The organism is Eggerthella sp. BIOML-A4 (assembly GCF_009875575.1).
Taxonomy (GTDB): Bacteria; Actinomycetota; Coriobacteriia; order Coriobacteriales; family Eggerthellaceae; genus Eggerthella; species Eggerthella lenta.
This window is the reverse complement of record NZ_WWRX01000018.1, coordinates 1-15,586: the sequence shown is the minus strand read 5'-3', so window position 1 is coordinate 15,586 and position 15,586 is coordinate 1. Positions and strand designations below refer to the sequence as shown.

General features: G+C 67.0%; 12 protein-coding genes. 9 read left to right on the top strand and 3 right to left on the bottom strand.

Annotated features, from left to right (window positions below; translation table 11 throughout):
• Window positions 1-16 precede the first annotated feature (16 nt).
• Window positions 17-367, bottom strand: coding sequence for a nitrous oxide-stimulated promoter family protein (locus GT613_RS13790; RefSeq protein WP_009304434.1), 351 nt, complete (start codon window positions 365-367; stop codon window positions 17-19).
• 280 nt (window positions 368-647) lie between these two features.
• Between GT613_RS13790 and uvrA the strand changes: the two genes are divergently transcribed.
• The 6 genes from uvrA (at window position 648) to GT613_RS13760 (ending at window position 9,591) form a co-directional block, all read left to right on the top strand.
• Complete coding sequence (uvrA, locus tag GT613_RS13785) at window positions 648-3,539, top strand: excinuclease ABC subunit UvrA (protein ID WP_114548015.1); 2,892 nt, start codon at window positions 648-650, stop codon at window positions 3,537-3,539.
• Window positions 3,540-3,661: 122 nt separating this feature from the next.
• Window positions 3,662-5,224, top strand: a complete 1,563-nt coding sequence (locus tag GT613_RS13780) for a GNAT family N-acetyltransferase (RefSeq protein ID WP_161172676.1) — start codon at window positions 3,662-3,664, stop codon at window positions 5,222-5,224.
• A 178-nt stretch (window positions 5,225-5,402) separates the two neighbouring features.
• Window positions 5,403-6,995 carry a GNAT family N-acetyltransferase gene (locus GT613_RS13775; RefSeq protein ID WP_009304431.1) on the top strand — a complete coding sequence of 531 codons (1,593 nt, stop codon included), beginning with the start codon at window positions 5,403-5,405 and terminating at the stop codon, window positions 6,993-6,995.
• Between the two features lie 70 nt (window positions 6,996-7,065).
• Entirely contained in the window at window positions 7,066-7,596 is a 531-nt protein-coding gene (locus tag GT613_RS13770) for a GNAT family N-acetyltransferase (protein WP_009304430.1), read from the top strand.
• Window positions 7,597-7,753: 157 nt separating this feature from the next.
• Window positions 7,754-8,638, top strand: a complete 885-nt coding sequence (locus GT613_RS13765; RefSeq protein ID WP_009304429.1) for an alcohol dehydrogenase — start codon at window positions 7,754-7,756, stop codon at window positions 8,636-8,638.
• On the top strand, window positions 8,635-9,591 hold the full coding sequence (locus tag GT613_RS13760; RefSeq protein WP_009304428.1) for a DUF1848 domain-containing protein: 957 nt from the start codon (window positions 8,635-8,637) through the stop codon (window positions 9,589-9,591). Before GT613_RS13765 ends, GT613_RS13760 begins: the two co-directional genes overlap by 4 nt.
• Before the next feature lie 14 nt (window positions 9,592-9,605).
• On the opposite strand, the gene GT613_RS13755 is transcribed toward GT613_RS13760, so the two are convergent.
• Window positions 9,606-10,310, bottom strand: coding sequence for a hypothetical protein (locus GT613_RS13755; protein ID WP_009304427.1), 705 nt, complete (start codon window positions 10,308-10,310; stop codon window positions 9,606-9,608).
• Window positions 10,311-10,631: 321 nt separating this feature from the next.
• On the opposite strand from GT613_RS13755, the gene GT613_RS13750 reads away from it, so the two are divergent.
• The 3 genes from GT613_RS13750 to GT613_RS13740 all read left to right on the top strand — a co-directional run bounded on the left by GT613_RS13750 (window position 10,632) and on the right by GT613_RS13740 (window position 14,164).
• A complete protein-coding gene (locus GT613_RS13750) occupies window positions 10,632-12,035 on the top strand; it encodes an NAD(P)/FAD-dependent oxidoreductase (RefSeq protein ID WP_009304426.1) in 1,404 nt (467 codons plus the stop codon).
• Window positions 12,036-12,213: 178 nt separating this feature from the next.
• Window positions 12,214-12,489, top strand: coding sequence for a twin-arginine translocase TatA/TatE family subunit (locus GT613_RS13745; RefSeq protein WP_009304425.1), 276 nt, complete (start codon window positions 12,214-12,216; stop codon window positions 12,487-12,489).
• Window positions 12,490-12,667: 178 nt separating this feature from the next.
• Window positions 12,668-14,164, top strand: a complete 1,497-nt coding sequence (locus GT613_RS13740; RefSeq protein WP_009304424.1) for a helix-turn-helix transcriptional regulator — start codon at window positions 12,668-12,670, stop codon at window positions 14,162-14,164.
• A 105-nt stretch (window positions 14,165-14,269) separates the two neighbouring features.
• On the opposite strand, the gene GT613_RS13735 is transcribed toward GT613_RS13740, so the two are convergent.
• Entirely contained in the window at window positions 14,270-15,433 is a 1,164-nt protein-coding gene (locus GT613_RS13735; RefSeq protein WP_009304423.1) for an AraC family transcriptional regulator, read from the bottom strand.
• Between the last annotated feature and the right edge of the window lie 153 nt (window positions 15,434-15,586).

The following is a 15,586-nucleotide window of genomic DNA, read 5'->3' as shown; positions in this document are numbered from 1 at the left end:
CGGGTCGAAGGCGCCTCTACTTTCCCAGCAGATGGCGGATGGCGGCCAAAGGATGCTTTTTCAGCATGCGCGGGCCGGCGTAGCGCATGACGGCGCGGATGCGTTCGCGTTCCTCGGGCTTGTAACAGTGGTGCTCGCATTCGTCGCACGAGGTCTTCACGTCCATCTTGCGGCAGCGCTCGGTGCGCAGCACGGCATAGGCGTCGATGCTCGCGCAGCCGGGGCACACGGCCTCGCCGCAGTGGGCGGTTTCCGTTCGCGCGGCCGCGTCGTGATTGTCGGCGCAATACAACGCCACCATTTGGGATATGGTGCGCTTTTCGCGGTCGCGGCGCCGAGCGATCTTGGGGCTGTCCTGCTGGGTCATGTGGCTCCTCCTGGTCTCGATCGCGAGGATACCAGAATCCAACCGAACGCGCACGCGCGTTTTTCCCTTGAGTCGGGGAATGCGGATCGACCTCGAACCATGCCGAATCGAACAGTTTGTGCTCAGAATTTGAACGAATCAGACGAACGGATGTTTTTGCCTATTCCGCGGTCGGACTGCGCTAAAATGAGCGATTGCACGGAAATGATAGTTCTCCGGTAGCCATATTCGACTCCGGCGCCGCGCCGGGCTGCGAACGATAGAAAGAGCGATAAGCCACATGGGACAGAACGCCATCGTCATCAAGGGTGCCCGCGAGCACAACCTCAAGGACATCGACCTCTCCATCCCGCGCGATGAGCTGGTGGTCATCACGGGCCTGTCGGGCAGCGGCAAGTCGTCGCTGGCGTTCGACACGATGTACGCCGAGGGCCAGCGCCGCTACGTGGAGAGCCTGTCCAGCTACGCGCGCATGTTCCTGGGCCAGATGTCGAAGCCCGACCTCGACAGCATCGACGGCCTGTCGCCGGCGGTGTCCATCGACCAGAAGACCACGTCGAAGAACCCGCGCTCGACGGTGGGCACCACCACCGAGATCTACGACTACCTGCGCCTCCTGTTCGCGCGCGTGGGCGTGCCGCACTGCCCCGAGTGCGGCCGCGTCATCAAGAAGCAGACCACCGACCAGGTGACCGACGAGATCCTCGCCCTCGCGCCCGACGCGAAGGCCATCATCATGGCACCCGTGGTGGCGGGTCGCAAGGGCGAGTTCACGAAGCTGTTCGCCGACCTGCAGAAGGAGGGCTTCAGCCGCGTGCGCATCGATGGCGAGATCGTGAAGCTGGACGGAGAGCCGCGCACGCTCAACAAGAAGATCAAGCACTTCATCGACGTGGTGGTGGATCGCGTTCAACTCAAGGAGAGCGCGACGAGCCGCATCGCCGAGGCGGTGGAGCTGGCCACGAAGCTGGCCGACGGGCGCGTGCTCGTGCAGGTGCTGGGCAACGACGGGAGTCCGCTCGGCGAGGCCGGCGGCCAGTCGAGCGGCGCGAAGGGCGGCCTGGGCGCGGGGGAGCACATCTTCTCGCTCGCGCTGGCGTGCCCCGAGCACGGCCACTCCATGGACGAGCTGCAGCCGCGCGACTTCTCGTTCAACGCCCCCTACGGCGCCTGCCCCGACTGCCTCGGCATCGGCAGCCGCGAGGAGGTGGACGCGTCGCTGGTGGTGCCCGACCCGTCGCTGTCGCTGAACGAGGGCGCCATCGCGCCGTTCAAGACCGGCAACTACTACCCGCAGGTGCTGCGCGCCGTGGCCGCGCACCTCGGCACCGACGCCGACACCCCGTGGGAGGATATGCCCAAGAAGGCGCAGGACGGGCTTCTGCACGGCCTGGGCAAGGACAAGGTGCGCGTCGACTACGTCACGGTGGACGGCCGCGAGACGTACTGGTACATCGAGTGGGAGGGCGCGCTGGCCGCGGTGCAGCGCCGCTACCAGGAGGCACAGTCCGACGCGCAGCGCGAAAAGCTGGCCAGCTACTTCGCCATCGTGGCGTGCCCGACCTGCGGGGGCAAGCGCCTGAAGCCCGAGATCCTCGCCGTCACGGTGAACGATCGCTCCATCCACGACGTCACCGAGATGAGCGCGGCGGACTCGCTCGCGTTCTTCGACAGCCTCGCGTTCCACGGCTCGGAGGAGCACATCGCCGGGCCCATCGTGAAGGAGATCAAGGCGCGCCTCAAGTTCCTCGTGGACGTGGGTCTGGACTACCTCACGCTGGAGCGCGCCACGGCGACGCTCTCCGGCGGCGAGGCGCAGCGCATCCGCCTGGCCACGCAGATCGGCGCGGGCCTCATGGGCGTGCTCTACATCCTGGACGAGCCCTCCATCGGATTGCACCAGCGCGACAACGAGCGGCTCATCGCCACGCTCGAGCGCCTGCGCGACTTAGGGAACACCGTCATCGTGGTGGAGCACGACGAGGACACCATCCGCAGCGCCGACTTCGTGGTGGACATGGGCCCGGGCGCGGGCGAACACGGCGGCGAGATCGTGGCCATCGGCACGCCGGACGAGATCATGAAGGCGGACGGCTCGCTCACGGCCGACTACCTGTCGGGCCGGCGCCGCATCGAGGTGCCCGAGAAGCGCCGCAAGCCGCGCCGCGGGTCTCTCAAGCTGACGGGCGCCACCGAGAACAACCTGCACAACGTCACGCTCGAGGTTCCCTTCGGCACGCTCACCGTGGTCACGGGCGTGTCCGGCTCGGGCAAGAGCTCGCTGGTCACCGATACGCTGGCGCCGGCGCTGGCGAACCGCGTGAACCACGCGCACCGCCGCACGGGCGCCTACAAGAAGATCACCGGGCTGGACAAGATCGACAAGGTGATCAACATCGACCAGAGCCCCATCGGGCGCACGCCGCGCTCGAACCCGGCCACCTACATAGGCCTGTGGGACGACATCCGCGCGCTGTTCGCCTCCACGCAGGAGTCGAAGGCCCGCGGCTACTCGCCGGGTCGCTTCTCGTTCAACGTGAACGGCGGGCGCTGCGAGGCGTGCAAAGGCGACGGCCAGATCAAGATCGAGATGCACTTCCTGCCCGACATCTACGTGCCGTGCGAGGTGTGCGGCGGCGACCGCTACAACCGCGAGACGCTGCAGGTGACCTACCGCGGCAAGAACATCGCCGAGGTGCTGGACATGACCGTGGAGGACGCGCTGGCGTTCTTCGAGAACATCCCCGGCATCAAGCGCAAGCTGCAGACGCTGTTCGACGTGGGCCTGGGCTACATCCGCCTGGGCCAGCCGGCCACGACGCTGTCCGGCGGCGAGGCGCAGCGCGTGAAGCTTGCCAGCGAGCTGCAGCGCCGCCAGACCGGCAAGACGTTCTACATCCTGGACGAGCCCACCACCGGCCTGCACTTCGAGGACGTGCGCCAGCTGCTCATCGTGCTGCAGCGCCTGGTGGACGCGGGCAACACCGTGCTGGTCATCGAGCACAACCTCGACGTCATCAAGTGCGCCGACCGCATCATCGACCTCGGCCCCGAGGGCGGCGAGCGCGGCGGCACCGTGGTGGCCCAGGGCACGCCCGAGGAGGTCGCCCAGGTGGAGGGCAGCTACACCGGCGCCTTCGTGAAGAAGATGCTGGAGGACGGCCGGCTGTAGGGAGCGCAGGCCGAGGGATCTTTTCGACCGCTTGCTGGTGTTTTGCGGCGATCTCTCGAAACCCCCTTTACCGCGTCGGCGGGACGTGCGACAATGCCCGCTTTGCAGACGGCGGAGAGAGCATGCGGGAAGAGGGTTCGATTCAAGTGGCGGAAACGGCGGCGGGGAACCGTCATGTTGTGCGCGGCATCGTATGCGCGCTTGCGGGCGGCATCTGCTGGGGCTTCTCGGGCACGTGCGCCCAGCTGCTCATGAACGACTACGGCGCTCCCGCCACGTGGATCACCTGCGTGCGCATGGTTATCGCCGCCGTGTTCTTCCTGTTCCTTACCGCGGTGCGCAACTGGCGCGATCTCGTAGCGGTGTTCCGAGACTGGCGCTCGCTCGCGCAGATCGCGGCGTTCGCCATATTCGGCGTGCTGTTGACCCAGCTCAGCTACTTGAACGCCATCTCTTACACGAGTGCCGGCGTGGGCACTACCATCGAGCAGGTGGGGCTCGTGCTCATCATGCTGTACGTGTGCGTTCGCGCCAAGCGCCTGCCGCGTGCTCGCGAGGCGGCAGGCCTCGTGTTCGCGCTGGGCGGCATGCTGATCATCGCCACGCAAGGCGAGATCGACCAGCTCGCCATCCCTGCCGAGGGATTGGCCTGGGGCCTCGTGTCGGCCGTGGCTTTGACGTTCTACACCCTCATGCCCGTGCGCGTGCTGAAGAAGTGGGGCTCCATGCTGGTGACGGGCCTTGCCATGCTGTTCGGCGGATCGGCCGCCTCGGTGGTGGTGCAGCCGTGGACCATGCCGGTGAACCTGCCGCTCGGCGGCATCGCGGCGCTGGTTGCCATCGTGATCGTGGGCACCTTGGGAGCCTACATGCTGTATCTGCAGGGCGTGAACGACGCAGGCCCCGTCAAGGCGAGCCTTCTGTGCTGCGTCGAGCCCGTTTCGGCCATGATCCTCGCGCTCGCGTGGCTCCATACGCCGGTGAGCGGCTGGGACCTCGCAGGATGCGCGCTCATCGTGATCATGATCTTCCTCGTCACCGAGCGAGAGCCGAAAACGGAGCAGGCCGCCGAGGGCGAGGGCGCGCTCGCCGACGCCTACGACGACCCGCCGCTGTTCGCAGGCCGCGCTTCGGTGCTGGGCTACTACACCAGCCGTCCGGCCACGCGCGATGATTTCGAGCGTGCCACGGCGCTGCTCGACGTCGGGCATCAGACGTTCGCGGAGCTCGGCATAGACGAGGGTCGGAGCAAGAAGTACCCATCGGCGCGTCGTCTCATGCACAGCATCAAGAACGGCACGACGCACGTCATCGAGGATGCCCACGGCCGCATGATCGCGATGTTCGCCGTGTCCTTCTCGCCTGACAAGAACTACGAGCGCCCCATCGACGGCGCTTGGCTCACCGACACGTCGGCCGAACCGCAGCCCTATGCGGAGCTGCATTGGGTGGCCGTCGACTATCCGGCTCGCCGCCGCGGCGTCGGCATGTTCATCCTCGACAAGGCCGACCAGATCGCCCGTGCGGGCGGCCGGTCCAGCATTCGCGCCGACGTCTACGAGCTGAACGGGCCCATGCAGAACCTGCTTGAGAAGCACGGGTACGAACGCTGCGGAACCATCACGATCAAAGACGTGTTCGGGCGTGTGAAACATTGCGTGGGCTACGAGAGAATGTTGCGTTGACGGAGGGGGTATTCACCCCTTGACATGGTGTTTTGCTCGCCTGTCCAAAACTGGGGCAAAACTCTTGCAAAACATCTTTACCGCGCTGCCCATACATGCGACAATGCGCTGATGCAACGTGGCGCCGGCCGAGAGGCTTGCTGCCGCGCGAGGCGCAGGATCGATGAGAGGAGGAAACGTGGGTCAGACGGTCGCATCGGGCTCCGGGCAGGGCGGCGGTACCGTCGCATCGGGCAACCACGTGGTCCGCGGCATCGTCTTCGCGGCTCTCGGCGGCATCTGCTGGGGCTTCTCGGGCACGTGCGCCCAGCTCATGACCAGCGGTTTCGGCGTTCCCGTTTCCTGGATCACCTGCGTGCGCCTGCTGCTGGCCGCGGTCATCTTCCTCGTGGTGTGCGGCGTGCGGGAGCCGCGCAACCTGCTGGCCGCTCTGCGCGACGTGCGCTCGCTCGGGCGCATCGCGGCGTTCGCCTTGCTGGGCGTGCTTCTGACCCAGGTGAGCTACCTGTCGGCCATCTCCTACACGAACGCGGGCACCGGCACCGTGCTGGAGCGCCTCGGCCTCATCGTCATCATGGTGTACGTGTGCCTGCGCATGCGGCGCCTGCCGCGCATCCGCGAGGCCGCCGGCCTCGTGCTCGCCATCGGCGGCACCGTTCTCATCGCCACGAAGGGCAACCTCGGTTCGTTGGCCATTCCTGCGGAAGGCCTGTTCTGGGGCATCATCTCGGCGTTCGCGTTGGCGTTCTACACGCTGCTTCCCGGCAAGGTGCTGGAGAAGTGGGGCAGCTTCATCGTGACGGGCCTCGCCATGCTCATCGGCGGCGCGGTGGCCACCGTCGCCGTGCAGCCCTGGACCATCCCCGTCGAGGTTTCGCCCGAGCTTGCCGGGGTCATGTTCGCCATGATCATCGTGGGCACGTTCGCCGCCTACCTGTTCTACCTCCAGGGCATCACCGACGCCGGCCCTGTGCGCGCGGGTCTCGTCGGCTGCGTCGAGCCGGTGTCGGCCACGGTCATCTCGGCGGTGTGGCTGGGCACGCCGGTGGGCGTCGTCGACGTCGTCGGTTGCGCCATGATCATCGGCATGGTGTTCCTCGTCACCGAGCGCGAAGAGGGCTCCGGCGGCGCGGCCTCGTACGACGGGGCGGCATACGACCTTCCGCCGTTCCAAGGGCGCGCCACCGAGCTGGGCTACTACAAGGCGCGCCGTGCCACGCGCGACGACTTCGAACGCGCGAAGGCGTTGCTGGAGGGCGGTCATCGCGCCATGGCCTCGCTCGGCATAAGGGAAGGTCTCAAGAAGTACCCGTCCGCGCGCCGTCTCATGCGTTCCATCGACGCGGGGAAGACCTATGTCGTGGTTGCGTCCTCGAGCGATTCGAGGGCGGATGGCTCCTCGGCCGACGAAGGCCGCATCATCGGCATGTTCGCGCTCAATCCTCAAGGCGATCCCGCCTATGCGCACATGACGGGTGCGAAGTGGGCCACGGAGCCCTCCTCGCCCGACAACCCCGCCTACTCGGCGCTGCATTGGGTGACCGTGGCGTCCGATGCGCGAAGACGCGGCGTGGGCGGTTACATCCTGGGAACCGCCGAGCGCATCGCCAAGGGCGACGGGAAGGTCAGCATCTGCTGCGACATCTACGAGGACAACGTCCCCATGCGCGAGCTGCTGCTGTCGTACGGCTATCAGTTCTGCGGCAACGTGGAGATCCGCTCCCGCTTCGGCCGCGTCAAACACCGAGCCGTGTTCGAACGCGTCTTGTAGCCTTTCGGCTTCGCCGCTCCAACCCAACCTCTGTTTAGCGAACGTATCCAAAGAAGAAAGAGAACCTCCTGTGCAATTTCGCAGAACCTGCGCATGCGACATCGATCGCATCATGAGCATCCTCGCCGACGGCCGCGCCTCGCTCGCAGCGCTCGGCATCGACCAATGGCAGGGCGGCTACCCGCATCGCGCCGTCATCGAGGACGATACGGCTCGCGGCGACTCCTACGTGGTGGAGGCCGACGACCGCATCGTTGCCACCGCTATGATCGGCTTCTCGGGCGAGCGCGACTACGATCGCATCGAAGAGGGCTCGTGGCTCACTTCCTGCACGTCCGAGCGTCCGTGCTACGGCGTGGTGCACCGAGTGGCCGTGGCTTCCGACGGGAAGAATCGCGGCGCCGCGACGTTTCTGCTGGCTCGCGCCGAAGAGCTGGCGCGCGCGAACGGAAGCGCCAGCGTCCGCATCGACACGCACCCCGGCAACGCGCCTATGAGGAAGCTGCTGGCGAAAGCCGGCTATGAGCAGTGCGGCATCATCTACATCGCCCATGCCGAAGGGGGGACGCCCGAGCGCATCGCTTACGAGCGGTTCGTGTAGCCAGGCGAGCTTCTTCCGAGATTCTGGCGACCGGAAAGGGGCGTCGTTGTCGGGAACGCGCCGTTCGGGCGCGGTGCCGTTCAGCTTCCTGTCGAAATTCTGTCGCTCGCGCGCTTCGGCGGACGCCCGCTCGCCACAGGGTATAATACGGAGCACTATGTCGGTCAAATCGCGCGAGAAAATAGCATTGGCGGTGTTCGCCGCCCTCATCGTGCTGAGCCTTCTGGGCTTAGGATGGTACCTGGTCGCCGGGCATTCCTGGAATGTTGCCGCGTCGAACATCGACGACACGTTCGGCAGTATGGACGGCTATACCGCCATCGTGTACGAGGGTACCGCCGTGCCGCAGACGGCAGCCGAGAAGGCGGCGGAAGCGGCGAAGGAGGAAAAGGCCGCGAAGGGGGCTGCTGGTTCGGCTTCTTCGGACGAGAAGGGGTCGCACGAGCTCGATCCTGCCGCCGATGACGACGAAGGGAAGCCATCCGAGCGCGAGGAATCCGGACGGGAAGCGGACGAGCGGGAGCTTCCCGAAAAGGATGCTGCTTCGTCGGCGGTCGAAGCGGAACCGGATGCGAGCGCGGCGGCGGGAGCGCGCTCGAACGGGACGAGCGCGAAGTCCAAGCCGACCGTGACGGTGGCGGAGGCTCAGAAAAGCTACGAGGACAAGAAGGCCACCGTGTTCTCCTTGGACACGACCGATCTCGGGCAGTACGGCGAAGGCATCATCCTCAAGAAGGGCGGTCATCGCTTCGGCGTGTTCAGCGTGACCGCCCCCACCACGGTGCGCGCCATCGAGAAGCAGGTGGCGTACTTCGTCAAGTACAAGGTGGACTTCATCGTGGCCATAACGCCCGACAAAGCCTACGTCGACGACGCCTCCGGCATCGACATCGTGATCTCGACTCAAGACGAGGACCTGTTCGTGATGGGCGAAACCATCGACGGCACCTTCTATGTGGACGCTCCCGAGGCGGGCAAGGTCGGCACCATCCTCATCTCCCCCAGCAACGTTGTGTCGGCGAAGGTCATCGAAGAGCTGTGATCGTCAGCGCATCGAGACGAACCGACATCCCGCGGTTTCATTTCGACTGGCTGCTCGGACGGTTCGAAGAGGGCTTCGCGCTCGTGCGCAACCCGGCGGTGCGCACTCGGGTGAGCCGTGTGATCCTGTCTCCGGACACGGTGGATTGCGTCGCGTTCTGGACGAAGGATCCTTCCGTGCTGCTCGCGCGCAAAACCGAACTGGATCGCGTCTGCCCATCGCCCTATTTCGTGCAGTTCACGCTCAACGCCTACGGTGCCGACGTGGAGGCGGGCCTGCCCCGCAAGGCGCGGCTGCTGGAAACGTTCCGCTCGCTTGCTGACGCTCTGGGGCCCGATCGCGTGGTGTGGCGCTACAGCCCTATCCTGTTGGGAGGCGCCTACGACATCGCGCACCATATGCAGTGGTTCGAGGCGTTCGCGGCGCGGTTGGAAGGCAGCACGCGCACCTGCCGCATCAGCTTCCTCGACATGTACCCGAAGATCGCCGGTCGCATGGCGGCGCTCGGGTTCGTCGGAGTGCCGGAAGAGGCGAAGGCCGCGCTTGCGCTGCGGCTGGCCGAACTGGGCGCCGCGCGCGGCATCGAGGTGGGCGGTTGCGGTGACGGGGCGCTCGACGATGCGGGGCTGGCTCGAGCAGGGTGCATCGATGCCGCTGTCGTGGAGCGCGTTGCAGGCGTACGGGCAAAACGCGCTCCGGGCGGCGCTCGGAGGGGAGCCTGCCGTTGCTCGCCGAGCGTGGACATCGGCACGTACGACACGTGCGCGAACGGCTGCGTGTACTGCTACGCCAATCCGGGGACGTCGGCCGCGCCGTGCGGGGCGGCCGATCCCTGGCGCTTGCGGCGCTACGATCCGGCTTCGCCGATGCTCTGCGACGAGCTGGCTCCCGACGATACAGTGGAGGAATGCGCCTCGGCCAAGCTGCCCGAAGCGCCGCCTCGCCTGTTCTGAGGATAGGTGCGGCGTTAGCGGAGGTCGCTCACGTGCTCGCAGGCGTCGCCGTAGGGCGCGTACCGATAGGATGCCGTGACCTCCAGGCCGTTCGCCGGATCGAGTGCGATGAAGTTGTCGAGCGAGAGCGCATCGGGATCCTCCACGCCCTGGTAGCCCATGAGGCAGATCCAGTGCTCGCCGTAAGGGCCCGCCACGTGGACGACCGTGGGCCGTCCGGCCGCGATCTCGTCGTAGGCCTCGCGCAGCAAAGCCTCGTCGGAGCCGAGCGAGCGGAACGACGAATTGCCGCCGCCCCAGCCGGGCCACGTGCAGCAGCCGCAGCCGTACGCGCCGTGGTCGTTGGCCTGGCCGGTGAGGATCGCGTCGCCGTAGGCGCACGCATAGGCGGGGCAGCAGATGGTGTGGCCGCCCGTCGACTGGTTGCCGATGGCGGCGATGAGGGCGGGGTCGTAGTCGAGGCGCTTGTCGCACTGCTCGGCGGCCTGCTCGGCTGCTCGCTGCGCCGCGAGAGCGCGCACCTGCTCGAGGTCGGCGACGGCTTCTTCGGCGGCAGCGCCCGGCAGCGTGACGGCTGCGGAGAGGACGGCGGGCCGGACGAGGGGGATCGCGGGAGCTTTTTCGACGGCGAACGCAGCTTGCGAGGGTGCGATGCACGCGATGCCGAGGGAGACCGCCGCGCCGAACGCGAGCGCGCGACGGGAGGGGTGCGATACCATTGAGGCATCCTTCCTGCGTCCGCGTCGGGTTCGTTGGCGTGGTATGGTTGCGGGCGCGAAGAGGAAGGGTAACAAAACGGCAACGTCGCAGTTCGCGACCTTATGAATGTCCGGCGAACCGTCACACGAGGTTCAAGAATCCTTCACAGGAACTTGGCGGGCAGGCCGCGTTCCGCGTCGGAGCTCCTCATGCGAAGCATCCGCTCCGATCGGCTGTTCCTCTCCCGTCGCCGGATCCCGGACGAGCCTACGGCAGGAGGGGTACAATGATGCAGAACACGAATCGCGCCGTCGGAACGGCGCGGGAACAGGAGCGTGCTTATGCGAACCATCGACACCGACGTGGTCATCGTGGGGGCGGGCCCCGCCGGTATTTTCTGCGCGCTCTCCCTTTTGGAGCGGGGCTTCACGGGGCGCATCGTCATGGTGGACAAAGGCTTGGCGGTGGAGGATCGCGTATGCCCGAAGCAGGCGGGCGCGCCATGCGCGAACTGCGAACCCTGCCGTATCACGACGGGGTTCTCGGGCGCGGGAGCGTTCTCGGACGGAAAGCTGTCGCTGTCGGCCGACGTAGGCGGCGACCTGCCCGACCTCATCGGGCGTGATGAGGCGCAGGACGCCATCGGGGAAGTGGACGGCGTGTACCTGGGCTTCGGCGCCGACGTGCGCGTGGAGGGCGCAGAACGCAAACCGGAGGTGGACGAGATCCGCCGCCGCGCTATCAAAGCGGGTCTCAAGCTGGTAGATTGCCCGCTGCGCCATCTCGGCACCGAGCGCGCCCGCGATCTGTACGCGCGTATCGAGCGCCACCTGCGCGAGGCGGGCGTGGACCTGCTCTTCCGCACGGAATGCACCCAGGTGCTCATCGAGGGAGAGCGGTGCCGAGGCGTGGCCGTCGCCGGCCCGGACGGCGCGTGCGAGATCCGCGCTCGGCGTACCGTGGTGGCCACGGGCCGGCGCGGCGCCGACTGGCTCGAGCGCATGTGCCGCGAGCATGCGATAGCGCACGCACCCGGTCCTGTGGACATCGGCGTGCGCGTGGAAGTGCGAAACGAGGTTATGGAGACGGTGAACGACGTGCTGTACGAGAGCAAGCTCATCGGTTATCCGCGCCCGTTCAAGAACAAGGTGCGGACGTTCTGCCAGAACCCCGGCGGCTTCGTCAGCCAGGAGAACTACGACGGCGGTCTCGCCGTGGTGAACGGCCATTCCTACAAGGAGCGCAAGTCGCCGAACACGAACCTCGCCATACTGTGCTCGCAGAATTTCTCGCACCCCTTCGACCAGCCCATCGCCTATGCCCAGAAGGTGGGCGAGCTCACGAACATGTTGGGCGACGGACGCATCCTCGTGCAGCGCTTGGGCGATATCTTCGACGGCAAGCGCACGTGGGAGAAGGAGCTCGTGCGCTCGAACGTGGCACCCACGCTGGACGATGCGGTGGCGGGCGACATCACGGCGGCCATGCCGTACCGCGCCATGACCAACATCCTCAATTTCATGCTGGCCGTCGACGAGGTGGTGCCGGGGTTCGCAGCGCAGGAGACGCTTCTGTACTCTCCCGAGCTCAAGTTCTACAGCAACCGCGTCAAGATGGACGAACGCTTCCTGACGAGCGTATGCGACCTTATGTGCCTCGGCGATTCCAGCGGATGGACGCGCGGGCTCATGATGGCCAGCGTCATGGGCTGGCTAGCAGGGCGTGTCGTGGCAGAGGAGCTGTGAGCAGGCAGGACGCATCCCGTACGCCGTTTGCATGACACGGATTCGCGCTTCTATGCGCATAAAATCATGCGTCTGCACGATAGGCGCGCCGCCGGTTCTGGGGCATGATGTGCCTCGTTGAAACCGGCGGCGGCTCACAGGCGAGACGCGCGCCACCGATACGCTGTAGGAGGCGCACATGAAAATCTTAGGCATGGGGGTACCCGAGCTCCTTATCATCCTCGCCGTCATACTGCTCATCTTCGGCCCCAAGAACCTCCCGAAGCTCGGCGCGTCGGTGGGCAAGACCGTGAAGAGCCTGCGCGAAGGCCTCGGCGGCGGTGAGAAGCTGGTGGAAGCCGACGACGAGGAAGAGGCGGTTGAGGAAATCGTGGAGGAAGCTGCTCCCGCTGCCGCCCCCAAGAAGACCGTCAAGGTGGCCAAGAAGGCCGACAAGGTCGACAAGGTCGCATAAACCAACCTATCCTTCCCTTACCGAGGCGCGAACCCTCCCTCCCTCGCGCCCAGCAACCGCCCGCGGCATCCGTGCCGCGGGCGGTTGCGCATTTTGAGGAGGGCGGGCGGCAGGCGCGAAGCGACACGGCATCTCCGTTATGATGGAGCTGTAAGGCCTGACGGAGAAAGGGGAGCACGTGCATCTCGGCTTGCGCGCCGATAAGGAAGGCAGAACGGCGGCCTTGCGGGTGATCGGCGGTTTCGCCTGCAACGAGGGGTTCGTGTTCTCGTTGTTCTACCTTGGAGAGAACCGCGCGTTCGGGGACGGCCCGTTCGCCTTCGAGCGCGCCGACCTATGGGGCACGCTCGCGTGCATGCTGATCGCGTTCGCGCTGCTGCGGATGGCTTCGCCGCGTGCGCGCGATGCGCTGCTGTCTCGGCCGCTCGTGTGGTGCTACGCCGGGCTGCTGGTGCTGGGCTCGCTCATGCCCGCCATCGCCGGAGGGGGCGACCACGGCATCGTGCTGGAGAGCTTGCTCGTCGGCCTGCCGGCGGGTTTCATGTTGGCCGCATGGGGCCGGGCGCTCGGGCGCCGGCCGGTGGGCGATTCGGTGCCGCAGGTGTTCTTGTCCGCGGCCGTCGCGGCAGGCGTCTGCCTGCTCGCGGTCGCGATCGCCGCGCCCCAGGCGGCGTTCGCCCTCAAGCTGCTTCCGCTGGGAAGCGCTTTCGCGCTGCGCGGGCTGCTGCCGACGCGCGCCGCCGCAAGCGAGGGGACGTCCCAGGGAGGCTCCTTGTCCTTCGGCGACCTCTTGGCGACGAAGGAGCAGCGTGACGAGACGGCGCGGCTTTCGAAGAAGATCATCGCCGGTACCGTGTTGTTCGGCCTGGCCGCAGGCTTCATGGAGACGTTCGGCTCCGATCCCGGCATGGCTTCCACGCCCACGGTGCTGGCCAGCTTGCTGCTGCTCGTGCTGTTCTGCATCGCATCGCTGCAGCTTCTGGGCGTGAGCCTCGGCAAGGCAGGGGATCCGGCGGGCAAGACGGGCGGCGCCGTGGACGGGCCGCTCGACGGGGTGTACCGGTTGGCCGTTCTGGTGATGATGGCGGGTTTTCTGTTCGTGCCCGTGTTGGGCTCGTTCGGCGTTCCGGGCGAGGCCATCGTGCTGGCGGGCTATCTGGGGCTCACCTTCGTGCTGGTGTCGCTGTTCCTCGTCATGGCGAAGATCACGGGGCAGGATGCCGCCGTTTCGTTCGCGCGCGGGTTCGCCGCGCTGTACGCGGGCGAGCTGGCGGGCATCGCCTGCGGCAACGGCATCGAGCTTTTGGAGCCGGCCGGGCAGGTGCCCTACGCCGTCGCCGCGTTCGCGGGCCTGGCCGCGTTGTACGCGTACCTCTTCCTGTTCACCGAGCGGGATTTCCGCGCCCTGTCGGTCATCGTGCGCGATGCCGACCGCTTCGACGACGCATGCCGTCTCATCGCCTCGGAGCACGGGTTGTCGAAGCGCGAAGCCGAGATCCTTCCGTTGGCGCTCAAGGGGCGCACGGGGGAGCGCATCGCCGCGGAGTTCTTCATCTCGAAGAGCACGGTGGACACGCACCTGCGGCGCATCTACGTCAAGACGGGAACGCACGGCCGCCAGGAGCTCATCGATTTGGGCGAGCGGACGTCGCAGGATCTGGCACGACGCGGCTGAGGAGGGCGCCGGCGTGATGGGAAAGCGCGTGAAACGTGCAGGGTACCCGATGCCGCGCGCTGATCGGCACATGTGCGAAGAGAGACAGCGTGCGAGGGCCGGGCGCTAGCGGGCGCTCCTGCGGGCGGCCCGCAGCGCGCGGAACTCCTGCGGGGTGGCGCCGAAGCGCTCCTTGAAGGCCTCCGAGAAGCTGCCCTGGCGCGCGAAGCCCAGCCGGGCGGCGATCTCGGCCATGCTGAGGTCGGTGTCGCCCAGGAGCTCGCAGGCGCGCTCCATGCGCAGGGTGCGCGCGTACTCCTGCGGCGTCATGCCCTCGGCCTGCTTGAACAGCCTCGTCAGCTTGCTCGCGCTCATGCAGGCGATGCGGCACAGCTCGCTTGAGGGCACGGCGCGGTCCAGGTGCTCGCGGATGTGGGCCCGCGTCAGGTTGAGCGCGCTGCGGTCGGCCGCGCGGATGGCGCTCGCCGCCCCGCGCGCGTTGGCCAGCGACCAGTCCAGCAGCATCGCCGCGGCCTCGGTGACCTTCGCCTCGTAGTAGGCCGGCGCGGTGATGGACGAGGGCCGCGCCCGCTTCATCTCGTCGAACACCATGTTGAGGCCGGGCACATCCTGCATGCCGTCGAGCGAGGCGATGGCGCGGGAGAGCACGAGCGGGTCGCAGTGGCACGCCAGGCTCAGGCGCTGCAGGCCCTTCGGCAGCATGCAGATGCTCGTCACGTCGAGGCGCTCGTCGGCCTTCGTCACCTGCCCGTAGGGCTGCGACTTCCACGCGTAGCCCAGCAGCGTCCGGTCGGCGGGGTCGTCGGTGATGCCGAAGTAGGGCACCATGTTGCGGCCGTACGACCCGAAGCAGAACAGGTCGGGCGTCTGGCAGGTGAAGCCTACCTCCCGGTTGAACTGCAGGTCGAAGATCGCCACGGACAGGTCGTCGCCCAGCGGGTAGTACCAGTAGGTTCCCTGGCCGTAGCGCTCGTCGATCTCCCAGAGCATGCCCACGCGCCCGCGCTCGGCGGCCTCCACGCGCACGCCGTGCATGGAGGCGATCTGCGTCTCGTAGATGTCGTGGACGGTGAACGGGCCGTTCGACCCCAAGCCGTCCGCCAGCGAGGTGCGTTGCGCCAGGTAGGCCGCCCGCGAGCGCGCCGCGGGGTCGCCCCCGACGCCGATCAGGTTCGACTCGACGAGGGCGCGCGAGCCCGATCCCGCCGCCGCGCACCTCATTTCGGCGTCATCGTCTAGAATTTCGGCTGAATCATCGCGATCGCTCATTGCACGCCGCTCCTTTTCGTTGCATCGCTAGATTATTAGTCATGGCTAACTTCAAGGATATACCAGACTTCGCGCCCTCCGCAACCCTTTGGTCCGCCGAGGGCGCCGCTGCGGGCGCCCCGGCAGCCTCGGCAGCCCCGGCCTGCGCGGCGG